We start from the raw sequence: 16,820 nt of genomic DNA on the forward strand, positions 1-16,820 counted from the left end.
CGGCGCCCCTCCAGCCGGACATCCCGCCCAATCGAAATGAGGTGATTCATGATGCGGTTTTTTTCTGTCGTCACGTTCTTTCTTTTCGTGGGTATGATCCCGGTTTTCGGGCAACAGTTCGGCGGGGCGGCAGCCGTCGGAGCGGAGGACGTTTTTGTGGGGGAGACGCGCAATCAGGCATGGCCGGGCATCGTGTACGTCTTCGGTCGCGACCCCGAAGGGGCGTGGGAGGAACGCGCGCGGCTGACGGCTTCCGATGCGGGCGGCGTGGCCGACGGATTCGGGCGCGCCATGTCCGTCGCGGGCGATCGCCTGCTGGTCGGGGCCAACCTCCGGGATGAGGAGACGGGTGCGGCGTACGTCTTCGAGCGCGGCGCGGACGGCGCCTGGCGCGAGACGGCGCGCCTCCGGGCAGGCTCCACGTCGGCGGGCGACCGCTTCGGCACGTCGGTGGCGCTCGTCGGCGACGCGGCCCTCGTCGCGGCGACGGGGCATGCGGGCGCCGGCGCGGTGTACGTCTTCGAGCGCGACGCCTCGGGCGTGTGGATCGAGACGGCCATGCTCGCCCCGAGCGACGGAGCCGACGGCGATCTCTTCGGCACGGGGCTGGCCTTCGACGGAGAAAAGGCGCTCGTCGGTGCGCCCGGCAAGCACGACGGCGCGGGCGCCGTGTACGCGTTCCGGCGCGTGGACGGGTGGACCGAGGCGGGGCGGCTGGAGGCTTCGGGGGCGACGGATGGGAGCCGCTTCGGCACGCGCATCGTCCTGCATGACGATGTCGCGCTCGTCGGCGCGCCGCGCGCCCGGGGCGACGTCGGCGCCGTGTACACGTTCGCGTATGACGCCGGGGAAAGGGTGTGGGCGCCCCGCGCCATGCTCGTGCCGTTCGACTCCGACCGGGGCCGTTTCGGCGCATCGCTCGCCTTCGATGGGCGGGAGGCATGGATCGGCGCGCCGCGCGGGACAGGCTTTCGGGGGGCGCTCTATCGTTTCCGCCACGCTCCTGACGGCGCGTGGCTCGGCGCGACGAAGACCGGAGACCCGTCGATGCCCCGACGCATGGGCTTCGCCGCCGCCGTCGCGCTCCGGGGCGAGATCGCCGTGGTGGGGCTTACGGGCGACGACTACGGCATGGGCTCCGCCCGTGTCTACACCCGCGACGGCGCGACGGGTGCGTGGACGCCGGAGGCGACTCTCCGGGGAGAGGTGCGGAACTTCGACGCCGTCACCGGAGGGCGCGTGAGGTGCGAGGAAGGGCAAGCCGCCGCCTTCGGGTGCAAAGACGTGGACCTGCTCTCGTTCCTCCCCGTGCAGGCCATCGGCGGCGGGCGCGGCGTACGGACGAACGACCTCTGGGGATGGACCGACCCCGAGACCGGCCGCGCGTACGCGCTCGTCGGCCTCACCGACGCCACGTCCTTCATCGACGTCACCGACCCGAACCATCCCCTCTACCTCGGCATCCTGCCCATGCACGAAGGCGCGCGGGGAAGCGTCTGGCGCGACGTCAAGGTGTACAAGGATCACGCATTCATCGTCTCCGACGGCGCCGGGCCGCACGGCATGCAGGTCTTCGATCTCACCCGGCTCCGCCACGTCGAGCGCCCGCCGGTCACCTTCACCGAGACGGCGCACTACGACAAGATCAACTCTGCGCACAACGTCGTCATCAACGAGGACACCGGCTTCGCGTACGTCGTCGGGGCGAGCATGGGCGGCGTGACGTGCGGCGGCGGTCTCCATATGGTCGACATCCGCGATCCCGAACATCCCGCCTTCGCCGGATGCTTCGCCGACCCTTCGACCGGACGGCGCGGCACCGGTTACACGCACGACGCGCAGTGTGTGGTCTATGCCGGGCCGGACGCCGAACACCGGGGGCGGGAGATCTGTTTCGGCTCGAACGAGACGGCCCTCTCCATCGCCGACGTGACCGACAAGGCGCACCCGGTCGTCCTCGCGAGGGCAACGTATCCGAAGGTCGCCTACACCCATCAGGGCTGGCTCACCGAAGATCAGCGCTACTTTTACATGAACGATGAGGGCGACGAAGCGCAGGGCCTCGTCGCGGGCACGCGCACGCTCATCTGGGACGTCTCCGACCTCGACGATCCGCAACTCGTCGCCGAGCACGTCGCCGATAACCGCGCCATCGATCACAACCTCTACGTACGGGGCCATCTGATGTATCAGTCGAACTACGTCTCCGGCCTCCGTATCCTCGACGTCACCGACCCCGAAAACCCCGTCGAGGTGGGGTATTTCGACACGGTTCCCTATGGCGAGGACTCGCCGAAGACGGGCGGCGGCTCGTGGAGCAATTATCCGTATTTCGAGAGCGGCATCATCGTCGTGACGAGCGGGCGCGAGGGGGTCTTCGTGCTCAAAAAGAAGGACGTGGGCATCTGAGGACGGCGTCCGGACCCGAAGCAGCGCCCGGTGCTCCGTCGAAGTTCAATGGAGGGTTCTTTATGCATGACCGGGTGGCGCTTTTGCGGAACTTCTTCGAACGGGTCTGGAACACCGGCGACCCCGATGCGGTCGAGCGTTTCGTTGCGTCGGCCTATACCATCCACAGTGATCCGGGGGATCCCTGGGACGGGCAAACGCTGGACCTCGACGGTTTTCGTCACCGCCTGAGCGTCTCGCGGAGTGCGTTTCCGGATCTCACGTTCACGCTCGGAGAGATGGTATCCGAGGGCGACCGCGTGGCGGTGAGCTGGCGCATGCGGGGCACGCACGCCGGCCCGCTCGGGCCGATCCCGGTCACGGGACGAAAGATTGACGTGGCGGGCCTGACGATCTATTCGTTCGACGGCGACAGGGTGTCCGGACACTGGCAGGTCGTGGATCGGCTCGCTGTGCTCAGGCAACTCGGCCTCCCGGGAGACGGGTGACGTCCGGTGCGAACGGATCCTTGCGGTTCGAGGCAGATGCTCCCGCGCGCGATGAGGGGGGGCGGAGTGGTCCCGTCATAGGCAGGTAGAATCGGGGGGCGGCTTATCTTTCCCGGGCGTCGAGGAGCGGGGTGAGGAGAGCGTCGGCGCGGGCCGGCTCGTCGTACAGGTCGCGGCCGGCCTCCAGGCGGTATGTCTTCACCTGAAGCGCGAGCGTTCGGAGCGTGGCGAGGTGGCGGTCGGCGAGGCGCGTGTCCCGGGCGAGGAAGGTAGTCTGCCCGAGCATGTGGAGGAGGGCGGCGGAGGCCGGAAGCGGCGAGAGTTCGCTCACCGTCCGGTCGGCAATCTCGGGGATGACGAGCGCGCGCGGCACGACGCGGGGCGTGTACTGGCCGGGAAAGAGCGCGTCCACGTCGAGGTGATGCTTGTCGGTGAACGTCTCGGAGGCCGACGCGCGGGCGGCGAGGTCGGGGAAGCGTTCGAGCGCGTCGGGGATGAGGCGGAAGTGGCGGCCCATGCCGAGGGCTTCGACGACGCCGTCACGTTCCCGAAGCAGGAGAATGTCATCGGAGAGATAGCCCCATCCTTCATGCACGAGACTCATGGCGAGGGTCGATTTGCCGCTGCCGCTTCGTGCGGAGAGGAGCAGGCCCGCGTCGCCGCGCACGAGGCAGGCGGCGTGGAGGAGGTACAGGCCGTGCGGGCGGAGGAGCGCGAGCAGACTGAGGATGAGGAAGTCGAAAAGGAGCCCCCGGCGCGTCTCTTCGTCCGTGAGGTTCGGGTCGATTCGGGCGGCGGCCGTCCCCGCGCGGGGATCGAGCGCGGCCACGGACGCGCCGTATCGGAGCAAGAGGCGTTCCCCGGCTTCGAACGCTTCCACCCCGCGCTCGTGCTTGCCGAGGGCCACGGCGTCTCCAGGGATCGTCTCCGCGCCGGACTCGAAGGCCAGACGGACGTCCGGCGGATCCTCGCCGGCGACGGGCACGGCGCGGAGCGCGCGCAGGAAAACGTCGAGCAGTGCCCCCATCGCAGGGGCGGCGCGCAGGTCGAGGCGCAGCCCGTGGAGGTCGTAGGCGCGGTGGTAAGCGGGAGAGGCGGGGGTCACGCGGTCGGTTCGGGATAGGCGAAGAAGGTGGCGTAGGCGTCATGGACGGGCGTCAGCCCCGGCACCGGCTCGCCGTCGATGAGAACCCACGCGTGTCCGTCGAGGCCATCCTCCCCCTTGCGCGCGCCGATGAAAATGCGGGTGGAATGGCCCCATTTTCGACAAAAATGGAAGAGGATGAGCGAATACGGCAGGCAATAGTCCTTCCGGTGCGTTCGACGAAGCAGGCCTTTGACGATGCGGTTCAGCCGGCGCCAGTCGCCGCCGCCGCCGGGACGCGGGCGGGCGTCGAAGAGCCTGACGAGGGTGGGGACGGAGAGGCGGTGCTTGATGACCGGAACCACTACGAGCATGCCGGTGACCTGCGCGGCCCACCACAGGTCGCGCAGACGGAAACCATCCATCTCCGCGCGCCATTGTCGGATCTTTTCGAACACGCGTGTGCCCCGGTTATTTCATGAGGACCATCATCCGGCTCTTCGTGAAACCGCCGGCCTCCATTCGATAGAGATAGACGCCGCTGGCGGCGGGCTCGCCCGCATCGCTCGTCCCGTCCCACACGACGGCATGGGCGCCGGAGGCCCGGAAGCCGTCGACGAGGGTGCGCACGGTGCGTCCGAGGAGGTCGTACACCGCCAGCCGAACGGGGCCGGGACGCCTCATGTCAAAAGGGATCTCCGTCGTGAGATGGAACGGGTTCGGGTAGTTCTGCCGGAGCGTGAACGGCCGCGGCACGGCCGGGTCCGGTTCCGTGGCGACGAACACCGGCGTGAGCACCTCGCCGGTCTCGACGTCGACGAAGACCGTGAACTCGTCAAAGCCCGCCAGCGGGGGCTGGAACGTCACCGACCAGAACACCTCGCCGGGGGGCGGGCGAAAGTCGAGCTCGAGGTCGCCCGCCATCATGACCACGGGCACGAAGAGGGAGTCGGCAAACTGCGCGCGGTAGTCGCTTCCGCCGTTGTTCCAGGCGATCTGGAAGGCCGTCTCGCTGTCGATCATCGTCTCGGGGATGGGCGCTTGCTGCCGCATGCGATCTGTCACCACCAGCGGGTCGCCGATGTCGTTGGTGGGGTTGGGGTCGAGGAGGACGTTAACCGGGTCGATGTTGACGTACGTGAGGGTGTCGCGGGAGGGAGAATAGAAGACGAAGAGCCAGAGTTCGGACGCGCCGCCGTCGGCGTTGTCGCGTCCGATGATCTCGATGAGGCGCTGGTCGTCGGCGACGCGGGCGGCCCGCTCCCGCGCGACGGGCGCGAGGGGGCCGGTGGGCGCGGGTTCGAGAGCGAAGAGGCCGACCTCCAGCCCGGACACGTCTCCGCCGCTGATCGTGACGGGGTCGGGGTCGAAGTCGCCGTCGGCGTCGTAGAAGCCATAGGCCCCGATCACGTCGCCGAGGCTGTCCGCCCAGTTGACCGCGATGGGCCAGTACGAGCCGTCGCGGACGTGTTCGAAGGTGAAAGAGCCGTCCTCGGCGATGGGCGCGGCGGCGTGGATGCGCCACTCCCGATCGCTGAGTTCATAGCTTTTGAGGAGGAGAAGCACCGTCCGGTCTCGGACGAGGTTTGCCTCGGGGTTGGCGATGCGCGTCTGATAGAGCCGGTCGGCTGCCGGACGAGACGTTTTGCCGGTCACGCGCGGCGCGGCGCCGGCGGCAATGGCCCGTTCGAGCGTCTCCCGCTGGGCGAGGAGCACCTCGCGGAGGATCGTCTGCAGCCGCGCCCGCTTTGCCGAGGCGCCGGTGGTGAAGCGCTCCCTGAAATCGGCGCTCCCGCTGACGACGTTCGTTCCCATCTCCGCCGCCGTCGAATAGTTGAGCGTGAAGGGGCGCGCCATCGTGCTTCCGTCGTCGGCTTCGAGCCCGTACGCGAAGAAAGAGAAGTCGGTGTTCGGGGTGTGCTTGAGGGTGAAAAAAACGACCGTGAGCTCCCCCTCGTCGCCGAGGTCGTGTCCGAAAACCGAAAGCGTGGTCGAATCGGTGGGCGACCAGGTGAAGCGGGTGGAGAAGATGGAGCCAAAGGCGGGGAGCGGCTTGCTCAGGTTGAAGATCACCTTTTTGTCGAGCGGTACGCCGGCTTCGCCCTCTGCCGGGTCGGTTGAGACGATCTCCAGGCTTTGCGCCCGAGCCGCCCCGAGGAGGAAGATGAAGAGGAAGCCGAAGAGGGTAGCGCTTTTTAGCATCATCATCTCGATCCGTGGGTGAGCAGAGGGGCCGACCTGTTGCGGCAGGCACTATCGGTGGAACAGACGGGGCTCGTCCTTTCTCGTGCGCGGGAGGGAAGGCGGGCTTCGAGGTTAGGTTCGTCCGTAAGTGAGTCGCGCTTAATATAAATCTTCGAACGGGTGTGGGGAGGCGAACGAATCTTTAGAAACGAGAACTGCGCGAGGGTTCCCCCTTTCTTCCGGAGGTGAGCGACGCGCTTCCCGAACGGAGGACAAAGACGAAAGGGCCGTCTCCCATGTGGGGACGGCCCTTTGAACTGCAGGGAGGAGGCGTCGGCGCATCATGCCTGCGGCGTTATTTTTTGTCCCAGAGATTGATGGAGCCGGCCTGGATGGAAAGCGTGCCATGCGTTTTGAGCATCGGCGGCACAAAAGGCTTGCGCGTTGTCGGATGCGCACGATCGGTGTGGACCATCCGGGTTTGAGCCGAGGTGTGGTTCTCAAGGGGGTTATTTTTCGAAGGTAGACGCATGATAGTAGGTATCTTAATAGGAAAGGGGTGCGGGAAGAAGCGCTATTTGATCATCATCATGCGCCGTGTTTGCGCCGTCGCGCCGGTTTCCAGGCGGTAGAAGTAGATGCCGCTCGGCACGGGGCTTCCCCCGGCGTTGCGACCGTTCCAGGATGCCTGATGCCGTCCCGCCGGCAGGGAGCCCTGCACGAGCGTTTGCACCTCGCGACCCAGCAGGTCGAGCACGACCAGGCGAACCTGAGCGGATTCGGCGAGCTCGAAGGGGATCGTCGTGGTCGGGTTGAAGGGGTTCGGGTAATTCTGCTCCAGCCGGAAGGCGTTCGGGAGCGCAGAACCCTCGGCGTCTTCGATGCTCGTCGCCGAGGCGACAGCGTGGAGCGACATCTGCGGATCGACACGCAACGTTTTGTCGCAGCAGTCGGTGAGTTCGATGAAGAAGCTCGACCCGCCCATCTCGGGTGCGCCGATCACGATTTGCACCTCGGTCGGAGCGAACTCGTTGCTTCCGGCGAACTCGAACTCGTCGTACCCGTCATTCTCGGTTCCGTCCGTGAAGCCGATGCCCACGAACCCGTCGGGGCCGACGAGGCTGACGCCATTCTCGTCACGCACGTCCACCAGCACGATGTTCGATGAGGGATCGACCAGTTCGATGTCCTTCAGGCCATTCGGCGCGAGGACCGTGAGCGTACCTTGCCCGGTGGTCGTGTCGACTTCGACGTTGCCGTCCCACGAGGGCGCCTCGTCGTCGGCGCAGATTTTCTCCGCCGTAAAGAGCCAGTCCGACGTGTCGGGGCGTTTGAAGTCGGTGCAGGACGCGCCTTCGCAGTACTTGAGCCAGCCCCAGCCGGAGATGCCGTCGAAGCCGCGGTGGCCGGCGTCATTGTTCTTGTCGCCGAGGCGGAAGGTGTACGGCCAGGATCCGTCGTAGTCAATCAGATTGTAAACGGTGCCGGCAATGACGGTCCCGGAAGTGGTGGAGAACTGGGGCACGATGGTTCCGCTGCCGTTGTTCGGCGAGGCCGGCGGAACGATCAGGTCGTCGTCTCCACTGGCCGTGGTGGCATTGACGAACGTGAAGTTGAGCGTCCAAAGGCCCGACTCGTTGGGATCATAGTCCGATCCCCGGTCCCTGCCGCCGAAGACCGTGCCGGAGATCGTCACGGTGGAGCCGTCGACGACCATTTCGACGTCGGCATCGGGATGCTCGCAGTCGAACGTGATCGTGGAAAAATTACCGAAGAGCTTGTCGAGGCGGAGGCAATACGTCGGGGGACGGGCATTGCCGTCCGGATGGTTATTGATTCGGTACGTGCCGTCGGGGACGCGTGGGGACCCGAGAAATGCCGGCGAGAACAACACATCGGAGGTGATCGTCGTCGCCTGGGCCGTGGGGCTTTCCCGGTCCGTAAAGTTGAAATACAGGACCAGTACGAGACCGATGGCGACAAGTCCGAGAATTCGCAGTGGCAATTTCATAAGAGTTATTTTTTTCTTTTGGCAGATTCTTGCGGGGCGAAGCTTTGCGAGCCTGGTGAGTGTGGGGGACGCGGCTCTGGGACAACGGGGGTCAGGGGCAGGCGGCGCGCCGGGATGAAGCGTGATTTTTACGGCACGACGCCTGTTTCCTTCTCAGGTGATTTAATGCTTCAAAAACCCCCTTAAGGTTATAACTGTTCGGATTCAGTTTCCTGGCCCACTGTCTTAACAGTCCTTCTTAGCACTTTTTTCCGGTATTCACTGGCCGTCTGTCCCGTATAGCGTTTGAAGGCTCTTGCGAACGATTCCGGATAGGTATAACCGACGGACCATGCAATTTGGAGGATGCTCAGGTGTTCATGGTGAAGCAATCGCTTGGCGGCCTCCATGCGTCCCATCTCGATATAGCGGCGCATCCCGACGCCCACGTGATACTTGAACCGGCTGGATATATTGTGATTGTTTAGATCACAGTGTATGCAAACCGTGGTGGCGTCGAGCGTCTCGTCATACAGATGATGATGGATATAGTCCAGCGCCTTGAGCACGGACGGGGGCGCGCCTTCGGGAGCTCTGGTCTGCTTCAGTTCCTCGGTGACCCGGAGGAGCTCATGCTGAAGCGCATTCATTCCGTTTGCTTCCATTCTGGTTTTCGGAGGCATAGGCTAGAGATACGGTAAAGGTACGTCAGGCGTCAACCGGTGTGAAAGGGGACTTTCACCGTTCTTGTCGCCTGAGTCCCTCGAACGAGTCGGGAGATCTACAACGAGTATGCCAGAACTTATCCCTGGCGCGTGAGGTCTGTAAAGTGTACAAATATGTTCTCGAGGGTTTCAATATGAAACCAGACAAGAGACAGTTTCAGGGAGGACGTTCGCTTTTGAGACGATTCTTTTCGGGGTGAGGGCCCGATCGCCGGGGGGATCAGAAATCCGCAGAAACAAAAAAGCCGTCCCGTTTATATGGTTGAAAACGTAAAGGATGCGTTTATTCGCAATCGAAGCCTTTGAAAAGACGTGCCCCTTTCTTGAGGCAAGGGGGGACGTATCGTGGGTCGTCTCCCGTTTCGTCGATGTGCGAAAGGCCTGATCGCAAGCTTCGGCATGGCCTTTGTCATCATAGGAGGCGACACCTGAAAATCGTGAAGTTTCAAACCTGATGCCGACATGAACTACCGCTCCACCCCCGACGTGTCTTTCTCTTTGCTGAACGAAGAGGAAGCCGTCCTGCTCGATTTGAAGACGCGCCGGTACTACTCGTTGAACGAGACGGGAGCGACGATCTGGCAGGGGCTGCAAGCAGGGCATGACGTCAGTCGAATCGCGGATGCACTCGTTGAGGCTTTCGAAGTAGACCGTGAAGCGGCTCTGCAACATGTCCGGTCTTTTCTGGACCGTCTGGCTGAAGACGGCCTGGTTCAGAAAAGCTGAGCCGTGAAGCGGTTGAGCGCATACGATCTGGGGGGCGCTCGTGGTTGTAAATATTGCCGGTCGGCCCAACAAAAAACAATGGACGGGTGCGAATGTTACTTTTAAGGCACAGGGGGAGAAAAGGAGGTTGCGAATCACGGGAATGGGATCGTTGCGGTGTTCCGCGAAACACGAGGTGCGTTGGTTTGAGCGTCGTGCGCGAGCTGGATCGTCTCTTTACTCCGGCGCGACTTTATTCGGGTTCATTACGCCGTCCAGTAAGGGCAGGATGCTCGTGGGCTGGTGGAAGGCGGCTTTCCGGCGCCCGCCGTGATCTTTTTATGGGGAGGTTCGTAAAACCGGCTCCTGGGCCGTACGAACTTGTTTGTGCTTCCACAAAGGTGAAAGCAAATCGATAATTTCTAGAAAAGTTCTACGCTACCTATGTCTTTTGATCATCTCAATCGAGGTTCTGTCATGCCCGAGAATCGCGGCGCACGTGACATGGCTGAGACGCCTCATTACGAAGTTGCGCACTATCCGAGCGGGCGTGAACAGGTCGAGCAGGTGCTGGATTTGTTGTATCGGAGGCGTTGGATCATCCTTCTGACGTTTCTGATCGTGGCCGGGTCTGTGGCCGTGTATACCTATACGCTGAAGCCCGAATACGAAGCGTACAGTTATGTGATGCTGGATCTTCAAAATCGGAGAGCGGACCCTACGCCCTCGCCGACCGGGAACGGCGACAACCTCTTCGCCACGAACAATCGGACCCTCGCCGGTGAGATTCAGCTGCTCTATCTTTCGGACCAGCTGTATCGCCGCGTCAATTCGCGTTTTCGGCAGATGCAAAACGGCAGTTCCGGGCAAGCGATCTCGCCGATTCAGGGATACCCCAAATTTGAGCCGGAAGGGAAGCAGGGCAACAATATCATTCGGATCATCGGGGTGAGCGATTCTCCGCATGAAGCCGCCTTGATCGCGAACCTGTATGCACAGGAGTACGTGCATCTGACGAAGGAGGCCAGTCGAACGCATATCACGGCGGCGCGTGAGTTGCTGGAAGAGCAGGAACAGCGGCGTCAGGAAGAGCTGCGCCAGGCCGAAGAACAGGTGCAAGCCTACCTGAGCCGTGAAGGCGCCGTGGGCCTTGATCAGGAAGGCTCTTATCTGGTCCAGAAGATTGCGGAGCTTGAGGCGCAGCGGGATGAGGCGAGAATCGACTTGCAGACGCGCCGGGCCTCTTTGCAAGCCCTCGAACAGGAGATCGAACGCGTGAATCCGCGTCTGGCCGAACGGATTTCCTCGAATGTAGAACAGCAGATCAAGACGCTGCAGGCGCAGATTGCGCAGAAAGAAATCGACAAGCAGCAAATTCTTCTGCGCAATCCCAATCTGGCGGAGGACGCGCCGGAACTGGCAAGCCTCAACCGGGAGATTCAGCAGTTGCAGGACGTGGTGGATCAGCTCTCGAAGCAGTACGTGGATGAGGTGACGGAAGCGGGCGGCATGACGGGCAATGAGACGGGGTTCGCCTACGTAGCCAATCTCCGCCAGCAGATTGCACAGGAACGCATCAGCATCAGCGGATTGGAGATGAAGATCTCCGTTATCGATCGGCGTCTGCGCGACTATCAAGGAGAGTTGAGAACGATCCCGGAGCAGTCGATGGAACTGGCCCGACTGGAACGGCTGCGGCAGTATGCCGAGCGCATGTACCAGTCGGTCGTCGAACGGCTGCAGGACGTGCGCATCACGGAAGAGTCGGAGCCCGGCTATGCGCGCGTGCTTCGGGAAGCCGTCGAGCCGCAGGAGCCGGTGCGCCCCGACAAAAAGAAGTATCTGGTCCTGGGCATCTTTTTCGGGCTTATGCTTGGCCTCGGGATGGCCATGGTCCGGGACAAGCTGGACAACCGCTTCTACAAGCCGGAACAGTTGCGTGCACGGGGACTTTCGGTGCTCGGCACCATTCCAAACCTGAAGCCGCTCATCAAACAAGAGCATGGCAACCGGCCCGTGATCGAGCACGATGGACAGCGAATCTCGACGAGCCTCGTGACGTTGCTCAACCCGATGTCGCCCGTGGTGGAGTCCTACCGTCACTTGCGCACCAACATCCAGTTCAGCCGCCCCGACCGGGTGGTGGAGACCATCCTTGTCACCAGTTCCAGCATCGAGGAAGGCAAGTCGACCACGGCGGCCAACCTCGCCGTGGTGATGGCGGAAGCGGGACGGCGCACCGTATTGGTGGATGCCGACCTCCGCCGCCCGCGCGCCCACGAGATTCTGGGGCGCGATCTCGAACCCGGCCTGGTGCAGTTCCTGCTCCGGACGCCGCGCTTCGAGGAGGAAATGGTCAAGACCGACATCGACAACCTGTACATGATTCCCGCCGGCAAGGTCGTCGCTCGTTCGTCGGAGCTCTTCGCCACCAAACGCATGCGCGACTTCCTCGAAACGTTGCGTGCGCGCTTCGACGTCATTATCATCGATACGCCGCCGGTGCGGGTGGCCACCGACGCGGTGCTGCTCGCAACCCAGTGTGACCTGGCGCTGGTCGTGGTGCGGGCCGGACAGACGAAGGAAGGAGAACTCGACTATACGCTGGAAGCACTCGGTGGAGTTGGCGCGCCGGTCCTCGGAGCCGTCTTCAACGGTTTCGATGTCTCCATGGCCTACGGGCACAAATACCGGTTCAGGCATTACGACCGGTACGCACAGTACACCAAAAAATACGGGTACTACGGATACCACCGAAAAGTCGATGCCCTGGAGGACGACGCTTCGGTTTGACGGGGTTGCCTCCTCACGGCGCGAGCGTTCGGCGCTCGCACCGCTCGTTGCCCGGAGGTTCATGCGTTTCACATTTCCAGCGTTCCTCACCCATGAAGCATATTTGCTCCCTCGCGTGTTTCCTCATGCTGATCGGTTCCCTGGCATGGCCCACGCAAGCCCAGGAATTTGGGCGCGTCAATAAGATACAGGCCGACGGCACCGCCTATCACGTTTTCGCTCAGGCCGGGGAGGCGACGATTCAGGTGCTGGTGCTCGGCGCCGTCAATGCCGGAATCTACGAGGTGCGTGAGGGCACGGACCTCGAAGAATTGATCGCGCTCACCGGCACGTCGATGACGCCGGGGGGGGCCGGCGAGTCGGTCAAGTATACGGTCCGGCTCTTTCGAGACGTGGACGGGCAGCGCAAACTCCTCTATGAATCGCCGCTGGAGCAGATGCTCGTCTCCTCGGCGGAATATCCCGATCTACTGGAAGGCGATGTGCTGATGGTGGAAGGGGTCTCGAAAGCCCGCTTCGGGTGGCGCGATGCCCTGGCGCTCGTCACGAGCCTGACCTCGGTCGCATTGCTGATCGACCGTTTGAGCCAATAAGCAGTATCTCCGGGCTTCGGTCGAAGCCGTGGACTCGTTTCGATGCGTCGGTTTCTGGATGGCAAGGATTCCCGGGAGCGGCTTCGAAAATGGATGGGTCGAGGGTGGTTGGAGTATGGATGGAAGCGGCACAATGCTTGTCGGGCAGGTGAAAAGTATATGCGTGACGGCGCAGGGCGCTTTAGATTATCCCGGCGCTAACGATACGAAGGAAGGGAACGACCTGCACCTGAGGCGTTCCACTACTGTTTGAAGAGAGACTCCCGAGAGCCGATGCGTCGTAGACCTTGCCCGCTCGCCTTGCCGGTTTCGGTAAGAGATTCCGGTGGTGCGCGGCGGATCGCGTCCGAAAGGCGGAGTCGCTCGCACCATCCGAGCCCCTGCGACGGGGACACATAAAGGTGGTTTGAAACGGGGCGCTGTTTCAAACCGCCTTTTTCTGAGCATAAGCACGGGTAGGTTACGGCATGTAACTGACGGGGCGGAGCCGTGCCCGGCCCGCACGCATTCAGGCTACGGCGGCGCACGCGAAGCAAAACATTTATATGGAACGAGTCATTCTGGTCACGGGCGGAGCGGGCTTTATCGGCTCGGCATTGATCCGGCATCTGATGCGCCGGACGACGCACCGTGTGGTCAACGTGGATAAGCTGACGTACGCCGGCAACCTGAGCACCCTCGCCGAAGTCAGTGATGATCCGCGGTATCACTTCGAACATGCCGATGTGGCCGACGCCGCGACGATGGCGCGCATCTTCGAGACCCACCGGCCCGACGTCGTTATGCATCTGGCCGCCGAATCCCACGTCGATCGATCCATCGAAGGGCCGGCGGCGTTCATCGAGACGAACATCGTGGGGACGTACACGTTGCTCGAAGCGGCGCGCCGACACTGGGAGCGTCTCGATCCCGAGGCGCGGGACGCGTTCCGCTTCCTTCACGTCTCGACCGACGAGGTGTACGGGACGCTCGGCGCCGAGGGCCTTTTCACCGAGGAAACGCCGTATCGCCCGAATTCACCGTACTCGGCGAGCAAGGCATCGTCCGATCACCTGGTGCGCGCGTGGTTTCACACGTACGGCTTGCCGGTGCTCATCACCAACTGCTCGAACAACTACGGCCCCTATCAATATCCGGAAAAGCTGATCCCGGTCGTCTTGCTTCATGCCCTGCAGGGCAAGCCCATCCCGGTCTACGGGCGCGGGGAAAACGTGCGGGACTGGCTCTACGTTTATGACCACGTCGATGCGCTCTGGACGGTCGCGCAACGGGGTGCGGTGGGGGAGACGTACAACGTCGGCGGGCGGAGCGAGCGGACAAACATCGAGGTTGTCCGGGCCATATGCGCCCTGATGGATGAACTCGTGCCGGAACCCGCCGTCGAAGATCACGCGTCGCTCATCACGTTCGTGGAAGACCGCCCCGGTCATGATTTCCGTTATGCCATCGATCCGGCGAAGATCGAAAACGAGCTGGCATGGCGCCCGGCGGAAACGTTCGAGAGCGGCCTGCGGAAGACAGTGCAGTGGTATCTGTCCCATCTCGACTGGTGTCGCGACGTAACCGAGGGCAAGCATGACCTCCGTCGCCTGGGGTTGACCGCTGCCCGTGCCGCTTCCTGAAGAAGCCGGATCACCGATTTCATCCCCGAATATGCTCGAACGCCTTCATCTCATACGCTCCCTTTTCAGCCGGGAGGACAAGCTCAAATACATAGGCTTGCTCGCCCTGATGATTCTCGGCGCTTTTCTGGACGTCGTCGGCATTGGCGCGGTGCCCGCCTTCGTAGCGACGCTGGCCGTGCCGGAGAAGGTGATGGCGATCCCGGCGGCGGCGGCCGTGCTCGAGGCGCTGAACATCACGACGGGGCGGGACCTCGTCGTATGGGGCGCCGTGTTTCTCATCGGGGTTTTCCTCTTCAAAAATATCTACATCTTCGGCGTCTACTACCTTCAGGTGCAGATCACCGAGTTTCACCGGGTGCGCCTGGCCGACCGGCTTTTCAAGGCCTATCTGGAGGCGCCGTGGGAGTTCCACCTGGCCCGCAATACCGCCGAACTGCTCCGGAACGTCACGCATGAGACGAAGGAGATCATGACCGGCGTCATCAACCCGCTACTGTCCCTGACGATGGCGAGTATGATGACGCTTTTCACGGTGGTGCTTCTGCTCCTGACGACGCCCGGCATCGCAGTGGTCGGCATCGTGCTGGTGGGAGGGGCTAGCTGGGGCTTTCTTCGCATCTTCAAGAGCCGGCTGGACCACTACGGGCAGGAGGCCAAGCGCGAACGGCGGGATATGATCAAAGCCGTCACGCAGGCGCTGGCCGCGCTCGTCGACATGCGCGTGATGGGGCGTGAAGGGTTCTTCCGGGATGTGTTTCACCGGAGCGTGTCGAACTTTGCCGAGGTCATGCGCCTGAACCAGGTCATCCGACGGATCTCGCCGAACGTGCTCGAGATGGTGGCCGTCACGGGATTGCTCGGCATCGTGCTCGTGCTCGTCTTCATTGGCAAAGACGCCGCCTCGCTGGTGCCGATGCTGGCCCTCTACGGCGCGGCCATCGTGCGCCTGCGCCAGTCCGTCGGGCAGATGGTGGGGAGCATCAGCCAGATCCAGTTCAGCGGCGCCGCCATCCCCGCCGTGGTCGATGACCTGAAACGGCTGGAGCCGCCCGCCTGGCGAAAGAATCGACCCGAGCCGGAGCGCCCGCCGATCCCATTCGAGCACGAAATTCGGTTGGAAAACGTCACCTATACCTATCCCGAAGCCGAACGACCGGCCCTCGAAGGCATCGACCTGACCATTCGCAAAGGCGAATCCGTAGCTTTCGTCGGGGCGACCGGCTCCGGAAAATCCACCCTGGTCAACGTCATCCTGGGTCTGCTGAAGCCGCAGGAAGGCAGGATCATGGTCGACGGCGTGGACATCCACGCGAACCTGCGCGGCTGGCTCGATCACGTCGGGTACATCCCGCAGACCATCGTATTGCTCGACGACACCCTTCGCCGGAACATCGCCTTCGGGATGGCTGATGCGGAGATCGACGAGCAGCGGGTGTGGACGTCCGTGCGCGCGGCCCAGCTCGAAGCATTCATCCGCGAGTTGCCCGAAGGCCTGGACACCGTCGTGGGCGAACGCGGGGTGCGGCTCTCGGGCGGACAGCGCCAGCGCGTCGGACTCGCGCGCGCCCTCTATCACAACCCCGAGGTGCTGGTGATGGACGAGGCGACGTCCGCCCTCGACAACCGCACGGAGAGCCTGGTCATGGAGGCCCTCGAAGCCCTTAAGGAAGGACGCACGTTCCTTATGATCGCCCACCGACTCACGACCGTGCAGCGGTGCGACCGTCTCTATTTCCTCAAGGACGGGCGCATCGAAGCCGCAGGCACGTTCGACGAACTGTCCCGGCGGCACGCAGACTTTCAGCAGATGGCCGAGGTGGCGTGATGCGCTTGCTCGCATGGGGTGGGGGATCGTACGGACCGTTTCGGCCTCAAAAAGCCCCTCCCCACGCGAAGGGGAGGTGTCGCGGAGCGACGGAGGGGTAGCGCAGGGGCCACGCGGGAGGAGCAGTCAGGTCAGGATATTCAAGAACAACGCGTCACACGAACGACAGGCACATGCAGCGCAAAGGCATCATTCTCGCCGGCGGCTCCGGCACGCGGCTGCATCCCCTCACGCAGGTGATCAGTAAGCAACTGCTGCCGGTGTACGACAAGCCGATGATCTATTACCCGTTGACGACGCTCATGCTCGCCGGGATACGGGACATCCTGATCATCTCCACGCCGCACGACCTGCCGCTCTTCCGCCGGCTCCTCGGGGACGGCAGCCAGTGGGGACTCG

The 16,820-nt window shown here is 63.2% G+C and carries 14 protein-coding genes; 8 read left to right on the plus strand and 6 right to left on the minus strand.

All coding sequences use genetic code 11. From position 1 onward, the window contains the following. The first annotated feature begins 48 nt into the window (after positions 1-48). On the plus strand, positions 49-2,409 hold the full coding sequence (locus AC1HIY_RS06380) for a choice-of-anchor B family protein (RefSeq protein WP_479575883.1): 2,361 nt from the start codon (positions 49-51) through the stop codon (positions 2,407-2,409). A 62-nt stretch (positions 2,410-2,471) separates the two neighbouring features. Continuing rightward, positions 2,472-2,897 carry an ester cyclase gene (locus AC1HIY_RS06385; protein ID WP_479575884.1) on the plus strand — a complete coding sequence of 142 codons (426 nt, stop codon included), beginning with the start codon at positions 2,472-2,474 and terminating at the stop codon, positions 2,895-2,897. A 103-nt stretch (positions 2,898-3,000) separates the two neighbouring features. On the opposite strand, the gene AC1HIY_RS06390 is transcribed toward AC1HIY_RS06385, so the two are convergent. From AC1HIY_RS06390 to AC1HIY_RS06415, 6 genes are all read right to left on the minus strand, one after another. Next, positions 3,001-4,002: a hypothetical protein gene (locus AC1HIY_RS06390; protein ID WP_479575885.1), complete on the minus strand. Its 1,002-nt coding sequence runs from the start codon at positions 4,000-4,002 to the stop codon at positions 3,001-3,003. Beyond that, positions 3,999-4,439 carry a lasso peptide biosynthesis B2 protein gene (locus AC1HIY_RS06395; protein WP_479575886.1) on the minus strand — a complete coding sequence of 147 codons (441 nt, stop codon included), beginning with the start codon at positions 4,437-4,439 and terminating at the stop codon, positions 3,999-4,001. Before AC1HIY_RS06395 ends, AC1HIY_RS06390 begins: the two co-directional genes overlap by 4 nt. 13 nt (positions 4,440-4,452) lie before the next feature. Then, positions 4,453-6,183 carry a FlgD immunoglobulin-like domain containing protein gene (locus tag AC1HIY_RS06400; RefSeq protein ID WP_479575887.1) on the minus strand — a complete coding sequence of 577 codons (1,731 nt, stop codon included), beginning with the start codon at positions 6,181-6,183 and terminating at the stop codon, positions 4,453-4,455. A gap of 337 nt (positions 6,184-6,520) precedes the next feature. Further along, the gene (locus tag AC1HIY_RS06405) at positions 6,521-6,697 is read right to left on the minus strand and encodes a hypothetical protein (protein WP_479575888.1); all 177 of its coding nucleotides are present in this window, start codon (positions 6,695-6,697) and stop codon (positions 6,521-6,523) included. Positions 6,698-6,739: 42 nt separating this feature from the next. Further along, positions 6,740-8,176 (minus strand): FlgD immunoglobulin-like domain containing protein, encoded by a 1,437-nt coding sequence (locus AC1HIY_RS06410; RefSeq protein WP_479575889.1) that lies wholly within the window; start codon positions 8,174-8,176, stop codon positions 6,740-6,742. 188 nt (positions 8,177-8,364) lie between these two features. Then, positions 8,365-8,820, minus strand: a complete 456-nt coding sequence (locus tag AC1HIY_RS06415) for a helix-turn-helix domain-containing protein (RefSeq protein ID WP_479575890.1) — start codon at positions 8,818-8,820, stop codon at positions 8,365-8,367. A gap of 522 nt (positions 8,821-9,342) precedes the next feature. Between AC1HIY_RS06415 and AC1HIY_RS06420 the strand changes: the two genes are divergently transcribed. From AC1HIY_RS06420 to AC1HIY_RS06445, 6 genes are all read left to right on the plus strand, one after another. Continuing rightward, the gene (locus tag AC1HIY_RS06420; RefSeq protein ID WP_479575891.1) at positions 9,343-9,606 is read left to right on the plus strand and encodes a PqqD family protein; all 264 of its coding nucleotides are present in this window, start codon (positions 9,343-9,345) and stop codon (positions 9,604-9,606) included. A gap of 456 nt (positions 9,607-10,062) precedes the next feature. Beyond that, complete coding sequence (locus AC1HIY_RS06425) at positions 10,063-12,378, plus strand: polysaccharide biosynthesis tyrosine autokinase (protein ID WP_479575892.1); 2,316 nt, start codon at positions 10,063-10,065, stop codon at positions 12,376-12,378. 125 nt (positions 12,379-12,503) lie between these two features. Continuing rightward, complete coding sequence (locus tag AC1HIY_RS06430) at positions 12,504-12,971, plus strand: hypothetical protein (RefSeq protein ID WP_479575893.1); 468 nt, start codon at positions 12,504-12,506, stop codon at positions 12,969-12,971. Positions 12,972-13,516: 545 nt separating this feature from the next. Next, entirely contained in the window at positions 13,517-14,593 is a 1,077-nt protein-coding gene (rfbB, locus tag AC1HIY_RS06435; RefSeq protein ID WP_479575894.1) for a dTDP-glucose 4,6-dehydratase, read from the plus strand. A 31-nt stretch (positions 14,594-14,624) separates the two neighbouring features. Next, positions 14,625-16,421, plus strand: coding sequence for an ABC transporter ATP-binding protein (locus tag AC1HIY_RS06440; RefSeq protein WP_479575895.1), 1,797 nt, complete (start codon positions 14,625-14,627; stop codon positions 16,419-16,421). 173 nt (positions 16,422-16,594) lie between these two features. Continuing rightward, positions 16,595-16,820: sugar phosphate nucleotidyltransferase (locus tag AC1HIY_RS06445; protein WP_479575896.1), on the plus strand; the 226-nt coding region annotated here is incomplete at its 3' end.

The sequence above is a fragment of the Rhodocaloribacter sp. genome, from assembly GCF_056451265.1.

Coding starts and splice junctions, on each gene's coding strand:
- AC1HIY_RS06380 (WP_479575883.1), top strand. CDS start 49: ATGATGCGGTTTTTTTCTGTCGTCACGTTCTTTCTTTTCGTGGGTATG.
- AC1HIY_RS06385 (WP_479575884.1), top strand. CDS start 2,472: ATGCATGACCGGGTGGCGCTTTTGCGGAACTTCTTCGAACGGGTCTGG.
- AC1HIY_RS06400 (WP_479575887.1), bottom strand. CDS start 6,183: ATGCTAAAAAGCGCTACCCTCTTCGGCTTCCTCTTCATCTTCCTCCTC.
- AC1HIY_RS06405 (WP_479575888.1), bottom strand. CDS start 6,697: ATGCGTCTACCTTCGAAAAATAACCCCCTTGAGAACCACACCTCGGCT.
- AC1HIY_RS06410 (WP_479575889.1), bottom strand. CDS start 8,176: ATGAAATTGCCACTGCGAATTCTCGGACTTGTCGCCATCGGTCTCGTA.
- AC1HIY_RS06415 (WP_479575890.1), bottom strand. CDS start 8,820: ATGGAAGCAAACGGAATGAATGCGCTTCAGCATGAGCTCCTCCGGGTC.
- AC1HIY_RS06420 (WP_479575891.1), top strand. CDS start 9,343: ATGAACTACCGCTCCACCCCCGACGTGTCTTTCTCTTTGCTGAACGAA.
- AC1HIY_RS06425 (WP_479575892.1), top strand. CDS start 10,063: ATGCCCGAGAATCGCGGCGCACGTGACATGGCTGAGACGCCTCATTAC.
- AC1HIY_RS06430 (WP_479575893.1), top strand. CDS start 12,504: ATGCTGATCGGTTCCCTGGCATGGCCCACGCAAGCCCAGGAATTTGGG.
- rfbB (WP_479575894.1), top strand. CDS start 13,517: ATGGAACGAGTCATTCTGGTCACGGGCGGAGCGGGCTTTATCGGCTCG.
- AC1HIY_RS06440 (WP_479575895.1), top strand. CDS start 14,625: ATGCTCGAACGCCTTCATCTCATACGCTCCCTTTTCAGCCGGGAGGAC.